At 53.4% G+C, this 20,875-nt stretch carries 19 protein-coding genes; 13 read left to right on the forward strand and 6 right to left on the reverse strand.

What is annotated here, in order from left to right:
* Nucleotides 1-2: 2 nt before the first annotated feature.
* From IB286_RS03155 to IB286_RS03175, 5 genes are all read right to left on the reverse strand, one after another.
* Nucleotides 3-530: a hypothetical protein gene (locus IB286_RS03155; protein ID WP_190762327.1), complete on the reverse strand. Its 528-nt coding sequence runs from the start codon at nt 528-530 to the stop codon at nt 3-5.
* The gene (locus IB286_RS03160) at nt 527-2,773 is read right to left on the reverse strand and encodes a xanthine dehydrogenase family protein molybdopterin-binding subunit (RefSeq protein WP_190762328.1); all 2,247 of its coding nucleotides are present in this window, start codon (nt 2,771-2,773) and stop codon (nt 527-529) included. The genes IB286_RS03155 and IB286_RS03160 overlap by 4 nt, the downstream gene beginning before the upstream one ends.
* Nucleotides 2,774-3,232, reverse strand: coding sequence for a (2Fe-2S)-binding protein (locus tag IB286_RS03165; RefSeq protein ID WP_190762330.1), 459 nt, complete (start codon nt 3,230-3,232; stop codon nt 2,774-2,776).
* A gap of 194 nt (nt 3,233-3,426) precedes the next feature.
* Complete coding sequence (locus IB286_RS03170) at nt 3,427-4,440, reverse strand: serine/threonine protein kinase (RefSeq protein ID WP_190762333.1); 1,014 nt, start codon at nt 4,438-4,440, stop codon at nt 3,427-3,429.
* A gap of 51 nt (nt 4,441-4,491) precedes the next feature.
* Nucleotides 4,492-5,202 carry a double zinc ribbon domain-containing protein gene (locus tag IB286_RS03175; protein ID WP_190762335.1) on the reverse strand — a complete coding sequence of 237 codons (711 nt, stop codon included), beginning with the start codon at nt 5,200-5,202 and terminating at the stop codon, nt 4,492-4,494.
* Nucleotides 5,203-5,281: 79 nt separating this feature from the next.
* Here IB286_RS03175 and bioB point away from each other — a divergent pair, with 79 nt between their 5' ends.
* The 9 genes from bioB to IB286_RS03220 all read left to right on the forward strand — a co-directional run bounded on the left by bioB (nt 5,282) and on the right by IB286_RS03220 (nt 15,884).
* Nucleotides 5,282-6,352, forward strand: a complete 1,071-nt coding sequence (bioB, locus tag IB286_RS03180) for a biotin synthase BioB (RefSeq protein ID WP_190762337.1) — start codon at nt 5,282-5,284, stop codon at nt 6,350-6,352.
* Nucleotides 6,353-6,387: 35 nt separating this feature from the next.
* Nucleotides 6,388-7,560, forward strand: a complete 1,173-nt coding sequence (gene bioF / locus IB286_RS03185) for an 8-amino-7-oxononanoate synthase (protein ID WP_190762339.1) — start codon at nt 6,388-6,390, stop codon at nt 7,558-7,560.
* Nucleotides 7,560-9,161 (forward strand): malonyl-ACP O-methyltransferase BioC, encoded by a 1,602-nt coding sequence (gene bioC / locus IB286_RS03190; RefSeq protein WP_223826113.1) that lies wholly within the window; start codon nt 7,560-7,562, stop codon nt 9,159-9,161. Before bioF ends, bioC begins: the two co-directional genes overlap by 1 nt.
* Complete coding sequence (gene bioD / locus IB286_RS03195; protein ID WP_190762343.1) at nt 9,148-9,837, forward strand: dethiobiotin synthase; 690 nt, start codon at nt 9,148-9,150, stop codon at nt 9,835-9,837. Before bioC ends, bioD begins: the two co-directional genes overlap by 14 nt.
* A 269-nt stretch (nt 9,838-10,106) precedes the next feature.
* Nucleotides 10,107-11,900 carry an acyl-CoA dehydrogenase C-terminal domain-containing protein gene (locus tag IB286_RS03200; RefSeq protein WP_190762344.1) on the forward strand — a complete coding sequence of 598 codons (1,794 nt, stop codon included), beginning with the start codon at nt 10,107-10,109 and terminating at the stop codon, nt 11,898-11,900.
* Nucleotides 11,901-12,215: 315 nt separating this feature from the next.
* Nucleotides 12,216-14,003, forward strand: a complete 1,788-nt coding sequence (locus IB286_RS03205) for an acyl-CoA dehydrogenase C-terminal domain-containing protein (protein ID WP_190762346.1) — start codon at nt 12,216-12,218, stop codon at nt 14,001-14,003.
* 144 nt (nt 14,004-14,147) lie between these two features.
* Nucleotides 14,148-14,336 (forward strand): DUF3094 family protein, encoded by a 189-nt coding sequence (locus IB286_RS03210; protein WP_190762348.1) that lies wholly within the window; start codon nt 14,148-14,150, stop codon nt 14,334-14,336.
* Nucleotides 14,337-14,361: 25 nt separating this feature from the next.
* The gene (gene cobB / locus IB286_RS03215) at nt 14,362-15,093 is read left to right on the forward strand and encodes a Sir2 family NAD+-dependent deacetylase (RefSeq protein WP_190762350.1); all 732 of its coding nucleotides are present in this window, start codon (nt 14,362-14,364) and stop codon (nt 15,091-15,093) included.
* The gene (locus IB286_RS03220; protein ID WP_317889686.1) at nt 15,090-15,884 is read left to right on the forward strand and encodes a PhzF family phenazine biosynthesis protein; all 795 of its coding nucleotides are present in this window, start codon (nt 15,090-15,092) and stop codon (nt 15,882-15,884) included. The genes cobB and IB286_RS03220 overlap by 4 nt, the downstream gene beginning before the upstream one ends.
* A gap of 4 nt (nt 15,885-15,888) precedes the next feature.
* On the opposite strand, the gene IB286_RS03225 is transcribed toward IB286_RS03220, so the two are convergent.
* Nucleotides 15,889-16,515 carry a YbhB/YbcL family Raf kinase inhibitor-like protein gene (locus IB286_RS03225; protein ID WP_190762353.1) on the reverse strand — a complete coding sequence of 209 codons (627 nt, stop codon included), beginning with the start codon at nt 16,513-16,515 and terminating at the stop codon, nt 15,889-15,891.
* Between the two features lie 151 nt (nt 16,516-16,666).
* On the opposite strand from IB286_RS03225, the gene IB286_RS03230 reads away from it, so the two are divergent.
* From IB286_RS03230 to IB286_RS03245, 4 genes are all read left to right on the forward strand, one after another.
* Nucleotides 16,667-17,185 carry a shikimate kinase gene (locus IB286_RS03230; RefSeq protein WP_190762355.1) on the forward strand — a complete coding sequence of 173 codons (519 nt, stop codon included), beginning with the start codon at nt 16,667-16,669 and terminating at the stop codon, nt 17,183-17,185.
* Between the two features lie 42 nt (nt 17,186-17,227).
* A complete protein-coding gene (locus IB286_RS03235) occupies nt 17,228-17,728 on the forward strand; it encodes a 6-pyruvoyl trahydropterin synthase family protein (protein ID WP_190762358.1) in 501 nt (166 codons plus the stop codon).
* A 6-nt stretch (nt 17,729-17,734) separates the two neighbouring features.
* Complete coding sequence (locus tag IB286_RS03240; protein WP_190762360.1) at nt 17,735-18,451, forward strand: SDR family NAD(P)-dependent oxidoreductase; 717 nt, start codon at nt 17,735-17,737, stop codon at nt 18,449-18,451.
* A 494-nt stretch (nt 18,452-18,945) separates the two neighbouring features.
* Nucleotides 18,946-20,868 carry a PrkA family serine protein kinase gene (locus IB286_RS03245; protein ID WP_190762361.1) on the forward strand — a complete coding sequence of 641 codons (1,923 nt, stop codon included), beginning with the start codon at nt 18,946-18,948 and terminating at the stop codon, nt 20,866-20,868.
* Nucleotides 20,869-20,875 lie beyond the last annotated feature (7 nt).

A 20,875-nucleotide genomic window follows, 5' to 3' on the forward strand; every position in this document is an offset into this window, starting at 1 on the left:
AACTATTGGCAGGGGCCGCCCGCGTTAACCCATGCGGTAAGTACGCTAATAAATTCAGGATGATCCAGTGGCGGCGTAGTGCGATCGCCGCCGGGCTCCCAGCCCCACAACACCAGCGCGTCTTCGTCCATATGGTGCAGCAAATCATCCAGGCTGCGATTGCCATTCAGACTGGTGTTCTTCAGGTTTTGGCACAGCTCTACCGGACTTAATTCTTCCCACGCCATCGACAATGGCGCTAAGCCCCAGTGCGGTGCGCCGGGTACCGCGCCATCGGCCACATTATGATCTTGGTGGCAGGCGGAGCAGTGTAGCGTTGGCACTCCGTGATTATCTTCGCCGCGCATCACTAATTGGTCGTGGCGGCGGCGTTCATCGCCCTGTCGTGGAAATTCGGTTTTGGTGTGGCAGTTCAGGCAGCGCGGATGAGTTAGTACTTCGTAAATAGGTTGAAACAGTGCTGACTGTGCCAAGGCCAATTGGGGTAGCGCTAAGAAAGCCAGTAGTAAGGATGCGAAAATCGGCTTCATGATTGGCCTCCCGCTTCGGGATGTTGTTCAGCCATGCTATAGCCCAAGTTACGCAGCGGAAGTTCACGGATAGTTGCGCCGGTGGCAGCGTAAATTGCATTGGCCAGTGCTGGGCCAACACAGGGTACACCGATCTCACCTACGCCACCGGGATCTTCGGTGCTGTTGATTAATATGGTTTCCATTTCTGGCGATTCAAACATTCGCAGCACGCGGTAATCATCGTAATTGCTCTGCTGAACGACGCCGTCATCAAGGGTGATTTCACCGTAAAAAATACTGCTCAGCGCAAACACGATGGCGGATTCTACTTGGGCAATTACCAGATCGGGGTTCACCGCAGTGCCGCAATCAATCGCGCTGGTGATTTTGTGAATGGTGATTTCCTTGTCGGCGGAAATGCTCATCTCCACAACTTGGGCGATAAAGCTATTCCAGTGCCCCATCAAGGCAATGCCCATAGTTGCTCCGCTGCGAGCTTGGCCCCAGTTGGCGGCGGTTGCGGCAGCGTTTAATACCGCAAGGTGGCGAGGTGCTTCGCTCAAACGATTGCGACGGAATTGATAGGGATCTTCTCCGGAGCGTGAGGCAATGACATCGAGAAAGGTTTCCTGCGCAAAAATATCGGTGTATTTATTCACCGAGCGCATCCACAGCGCGGGCATTTGCAAGTTGGCGACCAGATGGAAGTCCATCAAGACATTGCTGACGTCATAGACAAAATTACTGTCGAAGTCGGTCACTTTATCCAGTGCGGGCAGGGTGCCGCCGTTCAGTTCGACCACCTCATCAAATAGTTTTTCGCCGTAGAGAAATGCGGTCATATCTTGGGTAACGGAGCGATGGGTCCACGCGCTGATCTCGCCCTGAGTATTTAGTGAGGCGCTCATGCGTACTGCCGCAGCGGGGCGATAAAAGCCGCCTTTCATATCGTCTTCCCGGCTCCACATAACTTTAACCGGCTTTCTCACGGCGGCGGCAACTTGGCAGGCATCGCGAACGAAATCACCTAACCAATTACCGCGACGGCCAAAGCCGCCGCCGCAGGGCATGATATGAAAGTTGATCTGGGTCGGTGGCAGACCAAGAATCAGGCTGGCAAATAATTTGTCGAGGGTGGGGGACTGGGTGCCGGTCCAAATCTCGGCGCGGCTGCCATCGTAGTCGATCACCACGTTGAGTGGCTCCATGGCGGCGTGGGCCTGAAACGGAAAATAGTAATCCGCCTGTACCGTTTCGGCTGCGAGCAATTGTGCAGGCACAACTGCGCCGTCTACTCTAATGGGCACGCCGGGTAGGTTCAGTTGCAGCTCGTATTGGCTGCGCTGCAATTCCGAGTCGGTACGGCTGGCCAGCAATTCATTCCATGTCACCTCAAGGGCCTTGCGGCCTTTTTCTGCCGACCAGAAATCCTCGGCAACTACGGCAACGCCAATTGCCAGTTGGTGTACTTCCAATACGCCGGGAACGGCTAATGCGGCATTGCTATCAACGATCAAGGGTTGGCCAGAAAAACGCGGCGGCCGAGCAATCACCGCAGTCAACATATCCGGAATATCGACGTCGATGCCGTAAATCAGGCTGCCGTCGACTTTGCTGGCGGCATCGAGCCGTTGCTGGCTGGTGCCAATAATTTTGTATTGCTCGGGTGATTTCAGTTCGGCAGTGGCGGGAATATCAGATTCTTGCGCATCGGCGCTGAGCTCGCCGTAGCTGATGCTGCGGTTGGTTACGGGGTCGATAACATATCCCGCTTCGGTTTGAAGCCTTGCGGCATCAACTTGCCAACGCGCCGCAGCGGTATTGATCATGAGTTGGCGAATGCGAGCGCCGATCTGGCGCTGTGGTTTGTAGTAGCCGCGCATGGACGCACTGGCCACGGTGGATTGCATGGCACTGCCGAAATAGGGGTTGTTGAATTCAATCGCGACCGGCGAGTGCACGGCTTTAACTTTGCTCCAGTCAGCGTCCAGTTCTTCGGCCACCGCCATGGCAATACCGGTAAGAATACCCTGGCCAATTTCGGTGGCGCCAACAAACACCGTTAGGCTGTTATCGCTGCCGATTTTGAGAAAGTCGCCAAATTGTTGCTCTACAATCGGGCCGTTATCTTCTGGTTCGCTGGGGCTTAAATTATTACTGGGCTTGCTGCTTGATCCACCGCAGGCGACTAATAGCCCACCGCCGGCAATGATGCTAAGGCGAAGAAAGTGGCGGCGGCTCAGAGAGGATTCTGCGCTCATTTACACGCCCCCATTGGCAAGCTTATGTATTGCGCGACGAATTCGAGGGTAGGTACCGCAGCGACAAATATTGCCAGACATGGCTTCGTCAATGTCGCGATCGGTTGGTGTCGGGTTATCGGTCAGTAGCGCGGTAGCGGCCATGATCTGACCGGATTGGCAGTAGCCGCACTGGGGCACATTCAGATTCTGCCAAGTTTCTTGCACCTTCGCGCCGACGGCGTCGTAGGCGATATCTTCAATAGTGCGTACCGCTTGCTCGCCTACGGCGCTGATTGGCGTTACGCAGGCGCGAACTGGATGACCGTCAAGATGCACAGTACAAGCGCCACACAAAGCCTGACCACAGCCGTATTTACTGCCGGTAAGTTTGAGATTTTCCCGCAATACCCAGAGTAGTGGCTTATCGCCGGGTACATCGACGGTGTGGGAAATGCCATTGACCTGCAAGGTGTACATAAAATCGACTCTAAATCTGAACTTATTTTTGAGTTTCTACGCTAATCCTAGCAAATTGGCTCACTTTCGCGGCAAAGAATATTCGGTAGGAAGGGGGAAAATGTCGCAATTTGCTTGTAAAAGAGCGTCTTGGGAAAGTAAGTGCTCAAGAGCGTGGAAATGAGCTTTTGTGTTTCGATTTTTTTGAAAGCTCGTTAGAAGCTAGGCAATTTCAGCGGCGGCTCTTGTAATACGGAGAGTTGTTCACGCAGGCTCAAAATATGCTCGCCCCAAAAGCGTTCGGTATTAAACCAGGGAAAGGCCTTGGGGAACGCGGGATCTTGCCAACGCTCGGCCAGCCATGCCGCATGATGCATGAGTCGCAAGCTGCGCAAAGCTTCGATCAGGCGCAATTCGGTGGTGGGGAATTCGCGAAATTCCTCATAACCTTCAATGAGTTCCAGCATGGCTTTTTGTTGCTGGTCGCGGCTTCCGGAAATGAACATCCATAAATCTTGCATGGCGGGTGCCATGCGACTGTCGTCAAAATCCACCAACCAGGTTTGCTCATCGCGACACAGAATATTGCCAACATGGGCATCGCCATGACAACGCAATAGGTGCACGGCTTGGCTGCCATAGGCGTTATCAACCGCCTCAAGGAGTGATGAGCTAACTGTGCGGTAGGCGTCTTTCAGGCTGTCTGGAATAAAGCCCGAGAGAATCAGCTCGCGACTGCGTACCCCAAAATCTGCTTGGTTGAGTGTTGGGCGGTGCGCAAAAGGCTGGCGGTCGCCAATCAGATGCAGGCGGCCAAATAAGCGCCCCAGCTGAAACAGGTTTTCCATATCGTCCAGCGCCGGGGCGTGGCCACCCCGACGAGGATAAATAGCAAAGCGATAGCCGTTGGCAAAAAACAGGGTTTCGCCGTGTGGGTTTTGCCACGGTGGAATGACTGGAATTTCGGCTTCAGCCAGTTCCTGGGTGAATTGGTGCTCTTCGAGAATCTGCGCATCGCTCCAGCGGCCGGGGCGGTAAAACTTCACCACAATGGGCTCGGCTTCTTCCAAGCCAAATTGATAAACACGGTTTTCGTAGCTGTTTAAGGCGAACACTCGCAGGTCGCTGAGCAGGCCTTGGCTTTCGACGGCATCAATCACTCGGTCGGGATTTAACTCGGTAAATCCCGATGTGGCGGTGAGGGCGTTAGTGTCGTTGCTTGTGCTCATGGGCGGGATTATGACAGAGCTTGATGACGGCGGACACCGCCGCTTTTGCGCTTAAGGTGTGCGCGCTAAACACCAGATATCGACACACTTCGCCCCCTGCTCCAGCAAAAGTTTGGTCAATGTGTTGGCGGTGCTGCCGGTGGTCAGCACATCGTCTACCAGTACTAGATGCTTGCCACAAAGCGCAATCCCATTTTTTAAACTGAAGGCGTGTTTGAGGTTGCGCTGTCGTTGCGCGGCATTAAGTTGTTGTTGGGCGGGGGTATGGCGATGCCGTTTAAGTGCGTTTGAAATGGGAATGTTCAGGGCCTTGGACCAGTATTCGGCGAGGATTTGGGATTGGTTAAAGCCTCGTTGCCAGCGCCGACGCCAATGCAGGGGAACCGGAAGTAGTAAATCTGGGGCCGAGTTGACCGCTTTGGTGCCGCAGCGGTCTAGCCAGCATTCGGCAAGCACGCGACCACTGGGCTGGTGGCCCTGATATTTAAAGCGCCCGATTACATGATCCAGCGGAAATTGATATTCCCATGCCGCAAGGCAGCGATGAAATTGGGGTGGCTGTTGCAGGCATTTACCGCAGAGGCTTGCGGTTTCGGTGTCGGCTAGTGGGAGCGCGCAACGCTGGCAGTGGCGTTTAAGCCAGGGCAGGGATTCCGCGCAGGCGGGGCAAAGATCGCGGGCCGTTTTTGTGGCTTGCTGGCACAGCAGGCAGTAACCGGGCAATAACAGCGAACTGGCGCGCGGGAGAAATCTGTTAACCATAAAATCCCTTTCTGGTTGACAGCGGATTTGGCCGCTATATCATTAGCATCCTTGTGGTTTTTATGAACTGGGTAGTCTTATGAGTCAAGCAAATCAAACCGCGTCTCTCGGCGCAATCCGTCACGACTGGTCGGCGGCGGAAGTCAAAGCGCTGTTCGAGCAGCCCTTCAATGATTTGTTATTTCAAGCGCAAACGGTTCACCGCGCTAACTTTGACCCCAATGCGGTTCAAGTTAGTACTCTGCTGTCTATTAAAACCGGGGCTTGCCCAGAAGATTGTAAATACTGCCCGCAGAGCAACCGCTACGATACCGGCTTAGAGCAAGAAAAGCTGATGGAAGTGGAAAAGGTGCTGGCCGAGGCGCGTGCTGCTAAAGCGCAGGGTTCAAGCCGCTTCTGCATGGGTGCCGCGTGGCGCTCGCCCAAGAAAAAAGACATGCCCTACGTCACCGCCATGGTTAAGGGCGTGAAGGAAATGGGTCTGGAGACCTGTATGACGCTGGGTATGCTCAGTGCCGAGCAGGCGGCGGAATTGGCTGAGGCCGGTCTGGATTACTACAACCACAACTTGGATACCTCGCCAGAATACTACGGCGAAATCATTACCACCCGTACTTATGGCGACCGTCTCAATACGTTGGCGAATGTGCGCGATGCCGGTATTAAAGTATGCAGTGGCGGTATTGTTGGTATGGGCGAGTCCGTGTCTGATCGCGCGGGTCTGCTGATTCAATTAGCGAACTTGCCGGTTCACCCAGAGAGTGTGCCTATTAATATGCTGGTGCGCGTTGAGGGCACCCCGCTGGCAGAAGAAGCCGATCTGGATGCTTTTGATTTTATTCGCACCATTGCAGTGGCGCGTATTCTGATGCCGAAATCTCACGTGCGCTTGTCGGCGGGTCGTGAAGAAATGAACGAGCAAATGCATTCGCTGGCGTATTTCGCCGGTGCTAACTCGATTTTCTACGGCGAAAAACTCCTGACTACGCCCAATCCCAAAGCCAATAAAGACCTGCAATTGTTTGAACGTTTGGGCATCAAGCCAGAGCAGCGTTGTGTCGAGCAAGATGATGACCAACAGCAGGCGGCGGTCATGGCGGCGGTGGAGAAGCAACAGAACGATAAATTCTTCTACGACGCCACGGCTTAAACTTCGCCTGAATAAGGGCGCAAGCACTTAACATCATGTTGGAAACCACTCTGCAGCGGCGTTTGGAAGAACGCCGTTCGCTGTCCCGTTATCGTCAACGCCGCGAAATTCAGTCGGCGCAGACAAGCCGTTTATCACTGAATGGCCGCGAGTTTTTGCAATTTTGCAGCAATGATTACCTCGGTATTGCCAATCATCCCAAGCTGATTCAGGCCATGCAGGATGCAGCTGCACAGTTTGGCGTTGGCAGTGGCGCCTCGCATTTGGTCTGTGGCCATTCCAGTCTCCACCACCAACTCGAGAACCGCCTCGCCGACATTACCGGGCGCGAGCGGGCGCTATTATTCTCCACCGGCTATATGGCCAATCTCGGGGTGATCGCGGGTTTATTGGGCAAGGGCGATCAGGTATTGGAAGACCGTTTGAATCACGCCTCTTTGCTTGATGGCGGGCTGTTAAGCGGTGCCCGCTTTCAGCGCTTTCAGCACAATAATCTTGAGGATCTAGAACGCCGATTGATGACGCTGCCTGAACAGGGCGAGCGGCTTATTGTGGTGGATGCGGTGTTTAGTATGGACGGCGATATGGCGCCGCTGCCTGAGCTGGCAAAACTGGCGCAGCGCTACGATGCGAGTTTGATGGCTGATGATGCGCATGGCTTTGGTGTGCTTGGCAATACTGGCGCGGGCAGTGCCGAATTTTTTGGCCTGAGTCAGCGAGAATTACCGATTTTAATGGGCACACTTGGTAAAGGCTTGGGCAGCTACGGCGCTTTTGTGGCGGGCAGTGAGACCTTGATCGAAAGCCTGATCCAGTTTGCCCGGCCCTATATTTACACTACCGCGATGCCGCCGGCGGTCGCCGCAGCAACCCTCGCCGGACTTGATTTGCTGCAAACCGAAGCGTGGCGGCGAGAGCATCTTCAAAGTTTGATCGGCTATTTCAAAGCACAGGCGGCGAGCCTCGGCTTTAATGTTATGCCCTCCGATACTGCGATTCAGCCGTTGATGGTCGGTGGCGAAGCCGAGGCCATGGCGATCAGTGCTGAGCTTGAGCGGCGTGGAATTTTAGTGACGGCGATTCGTCCACCCACGGTGCCGGTGGGCAGCTCCCGCTTGCGTATTACGCTGAGTGCGGCGCATAGCACGGCGGATATCGATCAATTGCTCGCGGCCTTGTGCGAGATTTTGCCGGAGGCTGGCGCGTGATGCGGCCCTATTGCGAGCGTGTGGCCGCTTTTTCGGCGACAGCGCCGGAGTTGGTGTTATTGCACGGCTGGGGCAGTGATAGCCATGTTTGGCGCAGCCTATTGCCAAGCCTGCGTCAGCACTTTCATATCACCCTGATCGACCTGCCACTGGATCAAGCTGAGGCGCCTGAAACAGCTTTGTTGCCGCTATTGCCAGCTCGCGCAATTTATTTAGGTTGGTCGTTGGGGGGAATGCTTGCCACGCGTATAGCGGCTCGCTACCCCGAGCGGGTCTCGGCATTGATCACTGTGGCCAGCAATGCCTGCTTTGTGGCCAGCGGGGCTTGGCCTAGCGCGATGCCTGCGAATACTTTTGAAGAATTTGCAGCTCTGCTCGAGCAGAATCCCGCTAAGACCCAGCGTCGTTTTGAATTATTGCAGCTACATGGCGACCCGCAGGCGAAAGCGATTAAGTCGGTACTGCAGCACCTGCCTAAGCGGCAAACGCCGTGGTCGCAAGCCCAGCTAGCCAATGGCTTGGCATGGTTGCGGGAGTGGGATCATCGCGCGTTTTTAAAAGAGATTTCACGCCCCGGTTTGCATCTGTTTGGCGAGCAAGATGCGTTGGTGCCGGTGGCCGCAGTGGAAGCTATTGCTGAAATAAAACCTGCGCATCAGGTGTCGACAATCGCGGATTGCGCCCATATTCCTTTTCTTTCTCAACAGCCCATTTTTTTGGAAACCGTAATCCGGTTTCTGAAAGAGGCGGGTGTGTTGATGGCGGATGCACACGCCGGTAAGCCACTCGCTCAAAATCGCGTATTTAAGCGCGATGTGGCGCGCTCGTTTAGTCGCGCGGCGCAGTCCTATGATGGTTTGGCTTACCTGCAGCAACAAGTGGAAGCGCGCTTGCTGAATGCCGTTAATAAAGCCGATGCGGGTGCATATAACTCGGTGATGGATTTAGGTAGTGGCACCGGTCACGCCCTGCCTAAATTGCAACGTCTCAGCGCCTGTCAGCGTTTGTTCGCGGTTGATCTCGCTGAGGGCATGTTGCGTTACTCTCGGGATCAGCACGAGGATTTGCCCAATGTGTTTTGGCTGGGCGGCGATGCCGAAGACCTGCCGATAGCTGACGATTCTATTGACCTGGTCTTCTCGAATTTTTCCCTGCAGTGGTGTCGAAATTTGCCGGCCTTGTACTCGGAAATCGCGCGGGTGCTTAAACCGGGGGGAAAGGCGTTTATCACCACCCTCGGGCCGCAAACCCTGTTCGAGTTAAAAGCGGCTTGGCAGCAAGTGGATGCGCTGGTTCACGTAAACCGCTTTGCCGAACGAGCTGAGCTAGAGCAGGCGGTGACGGCGAGTGGGCTGCACTGCGACGGATTGACTGAAAATATTGATGTGCTGCGCTATGAAAAACTGTCTGAACTGACCCGCGAACTGAAGGGAATTGGCGCTCACAATGTCAACGATGGCCGCCCCGCAGGTTTGACTGGGCGGCGTCAGTTGCGTGAGTTGCAAGATGCCTATGAGCAATTTCGCGATGAGCAGGGGCGGCTGCCCGCCAGTTATCAAGTGTGGTCTTTGGAGTTGAACAAGCCCGATGTCGAAGCGTAAGCGTTTTTTTATTGCCGGAACCGACACCGATGCCGGCAAAACACTGGTGGCCTGTGCCATCTTGGAAGCCGCCAAGCAGCAGAATTTAAAAACCTTGGCGATCAAGCCGGTGGCCGCGGGAGCTGAAGATTTCGGTGACGGGCTGCGCAACGATGATGCCTTGAATTTGCAGCAGTCAATGACCGAGCCCTTGGCCTATGCCTCGTTAAACCCGGTCGTATTTGCGCCGCCAATCGCCCCGCATATTGCCGCTGAGCAAGCGGGGAAGCGAGTTACCGTCTCTCAGCTTGCGGGCTATTGTCGCGGCGTGATGATGAAGCCCGTCGATATGCTTTTAATTGAGGGCGCGGGTGGCTGGCGGGTGCCGCTCAATCAGCGCGAGACCTTGGCCGATCTGGCCATTGAGCTGCAAACCCCAGTCGTTCTTGTGGTGGGTATGAAGTTGGGCTGCTTGAATCACGCTCTATTAACCGTGGAGGCGATTCAACGAGATGGCTTGCCGCTGGCGGGGTGGGTTGCCAATCAAATCGATGGCGAAATGCGCTGTTTTGATGAAAATCTACAAACCCTGCAAGGGATGATTCCCGCTCCGTGTCTGGGGGTGATTCCGCATCTGCCGCAACCGGCGAGTCCGGTCGAAGCGGCTCACTTTCTCAATCTGTCTGCTCTGCTATAGTCAGTAGATGTTGCTGGTGATAGCTAACGTTTGCTCGGCGTAGTGATCTTTATTTACGCCTCTTTCGTATCGATTTGTGTCATTGGCTTGGTGGCTGAAAGCCCCGGCTCATGGCGCTTTGCGGCAATTGACCGAAATGACATAAGAGTTTGTCAGTTCTGATCTTGCCGAGAGAAACGTTTTGGTTTAGTTTTCACTGTCAACATTGCCGATAAAGGCAATGCTGCCCATTTCGGGCGGTGTCTAATGATACAAACGAGGTGAACACCATGCCGCAATATAAAGCCCCACTGCGCGACATTAATTTCGTTTTAAAAAACGTACTGAACTGCAATGAACACTACACCACGCTGTCGAAAACCCGGCGTGAAGAAGTTAGCGAAGACCTGGTCGACGCTATCATTAGCGAAGGTGCCAAATTCGCTGAGAACGTCCTTTCGCCACTGAACCAAGTTGGCGACCAAGAGGGTTGTACCTGGAGCCCCGAGGGCGTTAAAACCCCAACTGGCTTTAAAGAAGCCTACCAGCAATTCTATGAAGGCGGCTGGCCTTCAATGACTGCAGATGCCAAATTCGGCGGTCAGGGTTTGCCCAATTCTTTAGGTCTGGTAATGACCGAAATGATCAGCTCTTCAAACTGGTCATGGGGTATGTACACCGGCCTGTCTCAATCTGCCGCGCGCCTGTTGGAAAACTATGCTGCGGGCGATCTGCAAGAAACCTATTTGCCTAAAATGAGCGACGGTACTTGGGGCGGCACCATGTGTCTGACCGAGCCGCACTGCGGTTCCGACCTGGGTATTCTCCGCACCAAAGCAGAAGCGAATGCCGACGGCAGCTACAACATAACCGGCACCAAAATCTTTATTTCGGGTGGTGAGCACGACCTGATGGAAAACATTGTCCATCTGGTATTGGCCCGTATCGAAGGCGCGCCAATGGGCACCAAGGGTATCTCGCTATTCCTGGTTCCAAAATTCCTGCCCGATGCCAATGGTGAAGTGGGTGAGCGCAACGGTGTTGCCTGTGGCAGCATTGAGCACAAAATGGGTATCCACGGTAACGCGACCTGCGTAATGAATTTCGACAGCGCCAAGGGCTTCTTGGTGGGTGAAGAAAATCGCGGCCTTAACGCCATGTTCCACATGATGAACTCCGCGCGTTTGGGTACGGCAATGCAAGGTCTGGCGGCTGGCGAACTGGCCTTCCAAGGTGCTTTGACCTATGCCCGTGAGCGCCTGCAAATGCGTTCACTGACTGGCCCGAAAAATCCAGATGGCCCTGCTGATCCGCTGATCGTTCACCCCGATGTGCGCCGTATGCTGCTGACCCAAAAAGCGTTTGCTGAGGGTAGCCGTGCCTTTATCTACTGGTTGGCGCAGTTGCTGGATACCTCTTACTTCTCTGATGATGAAGAAGCGGCCAAGGAAGCCGGCGAGTTGGCTGAATTACTGACGCCAATTGCCAAAGCTTTTATCACTGAAACTGGCCTGGAATCGGCTAACCACGGTGTTCAAGTTTACGGCGGCCACGGCTTTATCGCCGAGTGGGGCATGGAGCAGATCGTTCGTGACCTGCGCATCTCTACCTTGTATGAAGGCACTACTGGTATTCAGGCGCTCGACCTGCTGGGTCGTAAAGTGATGGGCACCGGCGGTGCGTCACTGGCGCGCTACACCAAGCTGATCCACAAGTTCTGCAAGTCTCAAGAAGACCGTCCTGAAATGGCGGGTTTTATCGGTAAGCTGGCGGAGCTGAATAAAGAGTGGGGCGAAATCACTGGCAAGCTGGGTGAGAAAGCCATGGCTAATGCCGATGAAGTGGGCGCCGCGTCTGTGGATTACCTGATGTACTCCGGTTACGTATCGCTGGCCTTTATGTGGGCCAAGATGGCGGTATTGGCGCTGGATGCCGGTGAAGACGATGGTTTTATGAAGGCCAAGCTGCAAACTGCGAAGTTCTACTTCGATCGTCTGCTGCCACGCACTGAAGCGCACAAGCTGGCAATGCTTAGCGGTGCTGACAGCACCATGGCAATGGATGCCGAAGCGTTTGCCTTCTAAACGCAACTACTAAAGGCATGGCCTTGTCTCCATGTCTACGCTATACCAGAGCGGGCACCAGCATAGCTGTTGTCCGCTTTGTCGTTTCTGGCTTGTTGTTTCTGGCTTGTAGTTTCTGGCTTGTAGTTTCTGAGTATGTAGCTTCTGGCTTTGAGGTGTTGATTTTGGGCTGGCAAGGGGCCGTAGAAGGCGGTAAAACTTGACAGGAATCTGTTCCTGACTAGAATGTTTGCACCTAAAACATTGATGGCTTTTTAACCAAAAGCCCAAACGATGACATCGGGCAGCGCGCCCGCCAACTTAGAGGTGAATTCCATGCCTGAATATAAAGCTCCCCTACGCGATATGCAGTTTGTTCTGCACGATGTTTTTAAAGCTGAATCTCTGTGGCAGAGCATGCCCGGTACATCGGAAATCAATCGCGAGCTGGCCGATGCCATTCTGGAAGAAAGCGCCAAAATTAATGAAAACCTGATTTCGCCATTAAATCAGCCCGGCCATGAGCAAGGTGTGAGCTGGAACGACGGTGTGGTTACCACTCCAGACGGTTTCCCGGCGGCGTTTAAACAATTGGCCGAAGGTGGCTGGGTTGGTTTGTCTGGGCCGGAAGAATACGGCGGCCAGAATATGCCTAAAATGCTGGTGCTGCTGTTTGAAGAAATGCTGTACTCCGCCGGTATTGCCATGGGCCTGTATTCCACACTGACCTCCGGTGCGGCACTGGCCATTGAGCAGCACGCTTCCCAAGAATTGAAAGACACCTACCTGCCAAATATGTATGCCGGCACTTGGGCGGGAGCAATGTGTTTGACTGAAGCGCATTCTGGCACCGACTTGGGGCTTATCCGCACTAAAGCAGTGCCAAATGACAATGGCAGCTACAGCATCTCGGGAACCAAGATTTTTATCACCGGTGGTGACCAAGATCTGACCGAAAATATTATCCATCTGGTGTTGGCAAAACTGCCTGACGCGCCCGAAGGCTCTAAGGGTATCTCGCTTTTCCTAGTACCCAAGGTCAAGGTCAATGCCGATGGCAGTCTCGGCGAGCGCAACGGCGTAAACTGCGGCAGCATTGAGCACAAAATGGGCATAAATGCCTCTGCGACCTGCGTGATGAACTTTGATGGTGCAGAAGGTTACCTTGTTGGTGAGATCAACAAAGGCCTGCAAGGCATGTTCACGATGATGAACTACGAGCGCCTGTCGGTGGGTATTCAAGGTTTGAGTGCTGGCCAAGCCGCCTATCAGTGGTCATCTGAGTATGCCCGTGATCGCCTGCAAAGCCGTTCACCCACTGGCCCTAAAAACAAAGACGGCGCGGCTGATCCGATTATCGTACACCCCGATGTTCGCCGTATGCTGCTAACCCAGAAAGCCTATGTTGAAGCGGGCCGTGCACTGGCGGTGTATGTGGGGCAGCAACTGGATTTGGCCAAATTTGGTGAGGGCGATAACAAGGCGCGCGGTGCGGCCATGGTTGAGTTGCTCACGCCGGTAGCGAAAGCCTTCCTGACCGACAAGGGACTTGAAGGTACCGTATTGGGTCAGCAGTGTTACGGCGGTCATGGCTATATCCGCGAGTGGGGTATGGAGCAGCTGGTGCGTGACGTGCGTATCGCACAGATTTACGAAGGCACTAACGGTATTCAGGCCATGGACCTGATGGGCCGTAAAGTTGCGGCTAACGGCGGCAAAACTGCGATGCTGTTAATCGAAGAAATGCGCGAGTTTGCCAAGGCAGAAGCGGGTGTTGCGGGCGTTGAAGAATTTTTGTCTGCGCTGAGCCGTTCGGTCGATACACTCGAAGACGTGACGCGCTTTGTGCTTGAGCAAGCTGGTGGTGATGCCAATGTTATCGGCGCCTCTGCCAACGAATATCTGCACCTGATGGGCTTCACTCTGTACAGCTATATGTGGGCGAAAATGGTGGTGACGGTATTGAAGTCAGAGAGTGGTCAGGGCGAAGCCTTTGATACCGCTAAGCTGCAAACCGCACGCTTCTTTGTGCAGCGCCTGTTGCCACAGATTCAAGCATTGAGCGAATCCATTAAAAACGGCAGTGCTACTCTGATGGAAATCAGTGAAGAGGCGTTTATTTAAGATTCAGGCTTGAATCTCTATTTGAAAAACCGCAGCTTGCTGCGGTTTTTTTATGCCTATGAATCCTGCGCGATAATCATTGCATTGGCCTCTCAGCTTGCAATAATACGGCGATCAAGCCCACGGGCATTTTGTAGGTGAACAATGGAAAACGAACACAATAAACTGTTTCCTGAAGATCAGGCGCGAGTCGATGCCTATCTTAAGCGTGGTTATAACGAAACAGAGCGCAAGCCTTTCCGGCCACTGCGGCTGCTCTTTATTCTGTTCCTGATGGTGACGTTCTTTACCTTGTTCAGTCTCGGGCTGGCGCGCTGGTTTGGAGTGTATTAAGGCATTGAACGCGTAGAGGCTCGGCATGAGTTATCAATCCATTGTGGTGTTAACCGGGGCGGGTGTCTCTGCAGAGTCCGGTATTAAAACCTTTCGCGCCAGCGATGGGCTTTGGGAAGATCACCGGATTGAAGAGGTGGCGACACCAGAAGGCTTTGAAGCCAATCCCGAGCTGGTGCAGCGCTTTTATAATCAGCGTCGGCAACAGTTATTAAGTGGCGACGTTCAGCCAAATCCCGCCCATATTGCCTTGGCAAAACTGGAGGCGGAATTTACCGGCGAAGTTTTGCTGGTGACTCAGAATGTGGATGATCTCCACGAGCGGGCCGGCTCTAAAAACCTGATTCATATGCACGGCGAGTTACTGAAAATGCACTGCCGTTACAGTCAGCAGGTTTTTGATATTCACACTGATATTCAAACCCGCGATCGCTGCCCTTGCTGTGGTTTGCCGGGTGCATTGCGCCCACACATTGTCTGGTTTGGCGAAATGCCCTTGGAAATGGATCGAATCGCCAATGCGCTGGATAACTGCGATTTGTTTATTGCGGTGGGAACTTCAGGCCATGTCTATCCCGCTGCGGGGTTTGTGCAGCAGGCGCGAATGGCCGGGGCGGAAACACTAGAGCAGAATCTCGAGTCCTCCGTGGTCGGCTCTGCGTTTAGTTATGGTTTATACGGCCCGGCAGGGGAGACCTTGCCGGATTTTGTTGCGGGGCTTCTTGAGGGAAAAAGCCTAGTTGAGGTATTGAAGTGATTCCGTACTACATTGTTGATGCGTTTAGCGACAAGCCATTTGCCGGCAATCCGGCGGCGATCTGTCTACAGCCTGCAGAATTGAATGAGGCGGAGCTACAGCGTATCGCGGCGGAATTTAATCTCTCTGAAACGGCATTTCTAAGGCCCTTGGATGAGGTGGGCGAGCACTGGTCACTGCGCTGGTTTACTCCGGCAACAGAAGTGAAATTGTGTGGTCATGCAACCTTGGCGGCGGCCCATATTTTATGGACAGAATGCGAAATTGATGCGCAGCAATTACGCTTTGAAACCCTCAGCGGCCAGCTCTGCGTAAGGCGTTTGGGCGTGGGCTATCAACTTCAGTTTCCGCTGATTGAAACGGTGTCGGATCAGGGCGATTGGGCGCAGGGCTTGGCCGAGGAAATACGGGGCACGGCTGTTGCAGGTGAGGACTTACTTATTGAATTGCCCACTGCTGATCAAGTGAAATCGTTTAAAGCCGAGCTTTTGCGAATCGCCCAATTACCGTCCCGAGGTTTGATCGTAACCGCTGCTGGCGAGGCCGGCGTTGATTTTGTGTCGCGTTTTTTTGCGCCTCAGTTTGGCATTGATGAAGATCCGGTAACGGGGTCGGCGCACTGTGCCTTGGCGCATTACTGGTCTACAAAGTTAGGCAAATCTCAGTTTGTAGCGGTGCAGTGTTCTGCGCGGGGTGGTGAGCTGGCAGTGCAGATTGAGGGTAGTTTGGTATTGATTGCCGGCAATGCGGTAACGGTAATGGCGGGGCAGCTGTACTACCCCGCAGCGTGAAGTGTTATCTCAATTTAGGGTTTAGGCTGTACTGCACTGATATGCTGGCCGAGCCCAGAACATGACCTTCGATGGCGGCCATCACCTCCTCGCCCGTGAACTTGCCCTCTACGGCGCAGCGCGCAACGTCCAGCGCATACAGTTCAAAGTGATAGTTGTGCATACGGGCATCGTTCCACGGCGGGAATGGGCCGTCGTAACCGAAATATTCGCCGCCCATGTCCGGGTCGTCACCAAACCATTCGCGGTAATTATTAATGCCCTGACGGGTATTGAGTGGGCCTTCTGGTCCGGTCTTGCCGCCGGGAATAAAGCCGTCAGCGAACTGCGCTTGTTCCAGACTTGATAGCTCGGGTGACAGATCGACCATAATCCAGTGGTAGAAATTAACTCGGGGCAAATCGGCGGGCACTTCTCGGCCTTCCTGATTTACGTCATCGCCGACCGAGGGCACATCTTTATCCACGCAAATCAGTACCAGTGATTGGGTGCCTGTGGGCAGCTCTGACCACGACAGTGGTGGGCTGATATTGCGGCCCATGGTGGCGTGTTGTTCGGCATCGGGAATGCCGGCGCAGAATTCAGCGGGCATAAATTGGCCGTCGCTAAAGGCGGAACTGCTCAGTTTCATGGGTTTGGCTCCGAATGTGGTCAATGGAAATGGTAAAGCTGTATCTGAAACACAGCTTGGAGATTGATAGACTAGCAGCTTAACTGCTGTAGCTTGAGTGCTCAACAGATTGGATTTGTAGATTAACGGTGATGTGTTGAATAGGACGGGAATGAACAGCGACGACGCCATAATCTTGATTGGAATGCCGGCCTCGGGTAAGTCGACTCTTGGGCGCATGTTGGCAGCTCGGTTGCGGCGTAAATTTGTGGATACTGACACTCTGATTGAAACCGCCACCGGCGAGCCTTTGCAGCATACCCTGGATCGTGAGGGATATTTAAAACTTCGCGACTTGGAAGAGCAGGCGATCTTGGCGGAAGACTTTCATTCAGCAATTGTGGCCACGGGTGGTAGCGCAGTTTACAGCGAAGCGGCCATGGCGCATTTGCGACAATTCGGCCCGTTGGTGTTTTTGGATGTGCCGCTTACAGAATTGAATATTCGCCTGAGTAATTTTGGCAGTCGTGGCATTGCCAGTGCGCCGGGCTCGGGTTTGGCTGATATTTATGCTGATCGGCAGCCGCGCTATTTGCGTACAGCAGATTATCAAATCAATGTCACCGAAAGGTCGGAAACCGAAGCGGTGAATGCTATTCTTGAGATGCTCGGGCTGACACCATCGGTTTGAGAAGTAATCAACAATAGTGATTAAAGAAGGATTGCTGGCGCAATGCCGATCAAGCCCAATACCTGTATCGAAATCAGCAAGGAAGATATTAAATTTTCCGCCGCACACTTCACCATTTTCTCGGCCACCGAGCGTGAACGTCTGCATGGTCATAATTTTAAAGTCAGCCTGTGCCTGACCGCTGAGGTGGGTGAAAACGGCATGTGTTTCAGCTATGTAGAGATCAAGCGCCGCCTGCGAACCTTGGTCGATACGCTGGATGAATACACGCTGTTGCCGCAGTTATCTCCCTATCTGGAGATTGCGCAGGAGGGGGATCAGTACCGTGTGAATTTTAATGGTCGCTCACTGTTTTTCCCTGTCGAAGATACCCAGCTTTTACCGCTGCGTAATACCACGGTGGAAGAGTTTGCCCGCTATCTGCTCGAGCGTTTGTTGGGCGATGATTTTTTCTCGGCGGACAAGGGCATTACCGAGCTGGTCGTTAAGGTGTCTTCTGGGCCGGGGCAGTGTGGCTCCGCGTGTTGGACACGGGAGGCCTAAGCCGGCATGGCCAATACGAGCGGTAAATTATTAGTCATAACCGGTGCCAGTCAGGGCATTGGTTTTTACACGGCGCAGCGTTTTCTTGAGCAGGGTTATCGGGTGCTGAACCTTTCGCGCCGCCCCTGTGCGCTTGACGGTGTGCAAAATATTCCGGTCGATTTGCAAGATCCGAGTGGTCTGTCATCGTGTCAGCAAGAGCTAGTGACGCTCTGTACTGGCGCTGAAAAAATCGTTGTGATTCACAATGCCGCGAGCCAGCAATCGGATACCGTGGAAAGCCTAAGTGCGGCCGATTTTCAGCGCGTGTTGCAGGTCAATCTGATTGCGCCGCAACAGCTGAATCAACTGCTGATCCCGTTGATGGGCGCAGGGTCGGCGATCATCTATGTTGGCAGTACCTTGGCAGAAAAAGCCGTGGCGGGCTTCGCCTCTTACGTGGCTAGCAAACACGGCCTGATCGGTTTAATGCGGGCGACGGTGCAAGATTTAGTCGGGCGCGGTATTCACAGCGCCTGTGTATGCCCCGGTTTTACCGGAACGGATATGCTGCATTCACAGATTGCCGGTAACGCTGAAGTGATGGCGGCGATCACTGGAATGGTGTCCTTTGGGCGCTTGATTGAGCCGGGTGAAATTGCGGAGACCTTGTGGTTTTGCGCGCAAAATCCGGTGATCAACGGAGCGGTCATTCACGCTAATCTCGGTCAGATTGAGCGATAAATTATTTTAAAAAATATCGTCGTTTCTTATCGTATTCTCTATTTGTTTATCCTGTTTCTGCTAAGCTGAATCCAAGTGTTGGAATTTTGGCGATTTTGTTTGTCTAAGATTTTCCGCGCCATCGACTTGTCGTCGCAAAGTTATTACGCCTTGTTTGATTGTTTAATGTCTAGGTGGCTAGACGTAAACAACTAGGCGTAACTAGAAGGCAAGATAGGTAAATGCCTCGATGATACTGCTGCTTTGCTGAGCATAATATCGAGGTGAGCAAAATGGTGGCGCGTGTTTTGCAAGTTCTAAAATGTGCGGTTTGCAATGCATGATTTTTCCACGGAAGGTCAGATTTTTGTCAAACGTAATAATCCGATTGGCAGAGTCAACGAGTTGAGTGCCATCAACGTAAGGGAGTAAATTGGAGTAGCAAACACCGCGACTGTTTCGCAAATCGTGACGGCGTCATAGCCTACGCGGTCACACAGACAGGAGATTGCAGAATGGGCTTACTTGAGAACGTTCGTGAGCAATACCTCAAGGCACGTGATGAAGAGATGTCTTTAATGGACTATCTCGAAATGTGCCGAAATGATCCCCTTGCTTACGCCACCCCCGCCGAGCGTATGCTGGCCGCCATCGGCGAGCCGGAAATGATCGACACCCGCAACGACCCGCGCCTTTCGCGCATATTTTCTAACCGAACCATTCCACGCTACCCCGCTTTTGCCGAATTTTACGGCATGGAAGATGTCATCTCGCAAATCGTGGCCTACTTCAAGCACGCGGCGCAGGGCTTGGAAGAGCGCAAACAGGTACTCTACCTGTTGGGGCCGGTAGGTGGTGGTAAATCCTCTATCGCTGAACGCCTGAAAAAATTGATGGAGGCCTACCCCATCTATGCCTTAAAGGGCTCGCCGATTCACGAATCGCCTCTGGGGTTGTTTGATCCCCAGCGCGACGGTCGCCAGTTGGAAGAAGAGTTTGGTATAGCGTCTCGCTACCTGACTGGTCTAGCGTCGCCTTGGGCATTGAAGCGCCTTGAAGAATTTGAAGGCGATTTGACTCAGTTCCGTGTGGTGCGGGTACAGCCTTCGGTATTGCGGCAAATTGCGATCACTAAAACTGAGCCCGGTGATGAGAACAACCAGGATATTTCCAGCTTGGTGGGCAAGGTTGATATTCGCAAACTGGAGGCTTTCTCCCAAGACGACCCGGATGCCTACTCTTATTCGGGCGGCCTGTGTCAGGCCAACCAAGGCTTGCTTGAATTTGTAGAAATGTTCAAAGCGCCAATCAAAATGTTGCACCCCCTGCTGACCGCGACGCAGGAAGGCAACTACAAGGGCACTGAAGGTTTTTCCGCTATTCCTTTCCAAGGTGTGATTCTGGCTCACTCCAACGAATCTGAGTGGCAGAGCTTCCGCAACAACAAACACAATGAGGCCTTCCTAGACCGGGTTTATATCGTCAAGGTGCCCTACTGTTTACAGGTGTCGGAAGAGGTCAAAATTTATCAGAAGTTGCTGCGCCACAGTTCGCTGTCTGATGCGCCCTGCGCGCCCGGTACACTGGAAATGCTGGCCCAGTTCTCAGTGCTCAGTCGTTTGAAAGAACCGGAAAACTCCAGCATCTATTCCAAGATGCGGGTGTATGACGGTGAATCTTTGAAAGACACCGATCCGGCAGCCAAGTCCTTTCAAGAATACCGCGACTACGCCGGTATTGATGAGGGCATGAACGGTATGTCGACCCGCTTTGCCTTCAAAGTGTTGTCGGCGGTGTTTAACTACGACAATTCCGAAATTGCCGCCAACCCGGTACACCTGATGTATGTGCTGGAGCAGCGCATTATGCGTGAGCAGTTGCCGGAAGATGTGCAGCGCCATTATCTGGAGTTCATCAAAGGTTGGCTGGCTGTGCGCTACGCCGAGTATGTGGGCAAGGAAATTCAAACCGCCTATCTCGAGTCGTATACCGAGTACGGTCAGAATATTTTTGATCGCTATGTGACCTTTGCCGATTACTGGATTCAAGACGAGGATTATCGCGATCCCGAAACCGGGGCGATTTTTGACCGCGCGACCCTTAATAGTGAGCTGGAGAAAATCGAGAAGCCTGCGGGCATTGCCAACCCCAAAGACTTCCGCAACGAGATCGTCAACTTTGTACTGCGTTCACGGGCGCAGAACGAAGGTCGCAATCCCAAGTGGACCAGTTACGAAAAGCTGCGTGAAGTGATCGAGAAGAAAATGTTCTCGAGCACCGAGGAGTTGTTACCGGTTATCTCCTTTAATGCCAAAGCCTCAGTGGAAGACAAGCGCAAACACGAGAATTTCGTAACGCGTATGGTGGAAAAGGGCTACACCCCTAAACAGGTGCGGCTGCTTTCCGAATGGTATCTGAGGGTACGTAAGGCAGGTTAAGGAGACG

This window comes from Spongiibacter pelagi (assembly GCF_014705705.1).
Lineage (GTDB): Bacteria > Pseudomonadota > Gammaproteobacteria > Pseudomonadales > Spongiibacteraceae > Spongiibacter > Spongiibacter pelagi.

What these genes read in the sequence shown, in the direction of transcription:
- IB286_RS03155 (WP_190762327.1), bottom strand. Translation starts at nt 530, where the DNA reads ATGAAGCCGATTTTCGCATCCTTACTACTGGCTTTCTTAGCGCTACCC.
- IB286_RS03160 (WP_190762328.1), bottom strand. Translation starts at nt 2,773, where the DNA reads ATGAGCGCAGAATCCTCTCTGAGCCGCCGCCACTTTCTTCGCCTTAGC.
- IB286_RS03165 (WP_190762330.1), bottom strand. Translation starts at nt 3,232, where the DNA reads ATGTACACCTTGCAGGTCAATGGCATTTCCCACACCGTCGATGTACCC.
- IB286_RS03170 (WP_190762333.1), bottom strand. Translation starts at nt 4,440, where the DNA reads ATGAGCACAAGCAACGACACTAACGCCCTCACCGCCACATCGGGATTT.
- IB286_RS03175 (WP_190762335.1), bottom strand. Translation starts at nt 5,202, where the DNA reads ATGGTTAACAGATTTCTCCCGCGCGCCAGTTCGCTGTTATTGCCCGGT.
- bioB (WP_190762337.1), top strand. Translation starts at nt 5,282, where the DNA reads ATGAGTCAAGCAAATCAAACCGCGTCTCTCGGCGCAATCCGTCACGAC.
- bioF (WP_190762339.1), top strand. Translation starts at nt 6,388, where the DNA reads ATGTTGGAAACCACTCTGCAGCGGCGTTTGGAAGAACGCCGTTCGCTG.
- bioC (WP_223826113.1), top strand. Translation starts at nt 7,560, where the DNA reads ATGCGGCCCTATTGCGAGCGTGTGGCCGCTTTTTCGGCGACAGCGCCG.
- bioD (WP_190762343.1), top strand. Translation starts at nt 9,148, where the DNA reads ATGTCGAAGCGTAAGCGTTTTTTTATTGCCGGAACCGACACCGATGCC.
- IB286_RS03200 (WP_190762344.1), top strand. Translation starts at nt 10,107, where the DNA reads ATGCCGCAATATAAAGCCCCACTGCGCGACATTAATTTCGTTTTAAAA.
- IB286_RS03205 (WP_190762346.1), top strand. Translation starts at nt 12,216, where the DNA reads ATGCCTGAATATAAAGCTCCCCTACGCGATATGCAGTTTGTTCTGCAC.
- IB286_RS03210 (WP_190762348.1), top strand. Translation starts at nt 14,148, where the DNA reads ATGGAAAACGAACACAATAAACTGTTTCCTGAAGATCAGGCGCGAGTC.
- cobB (WP_190762350.1), top strand. Translation starts at nt 14,362, where the DNA reads ATGAGTTATCAATCCATTGTGGTGTTAACCGGGGCGGGTGTCTCTGCA.
- IB286_RS03225 (WP_190762353.1), bottom strand. Translation starts at nt 16,515, where the DNA reads ATGAAACTGAGCAGTTCCGCCTTTAGCGACGGCCAATTTATGCCCGCT.
- IB286_RS03230 (WP_190762355.1), top strand. Translation starts at nt 16,667, where the DNA reads ATGAACAGCGACGACGCCATAATCTTGATTGGAATGCCGGCCTCGGGT.
- IB286_RS03235 (WP_190762358.1), top strand. Translation starts at nt 17,228, where the DNA reads ATGCCGATCAAGCCCAATACCTGTATCGAAATCAGCAAGGAAGATATT.
- IB286_RS03240 (WP_190762360.1), top strand. Translation starts at nt 17,735, where the DNA reads ATGGCCAATACGAGCGGTAAATTATTAGTCATAACCGGTGCCAGTCAG.
- IB286_RS03245 (WP_190762361.1), top strand. Translation starts at nt 18,946, where the DNA reads ATGGGCTTACTTGAGAACGTTCGTGAGCAATACCTCAAGGCACGTGAT.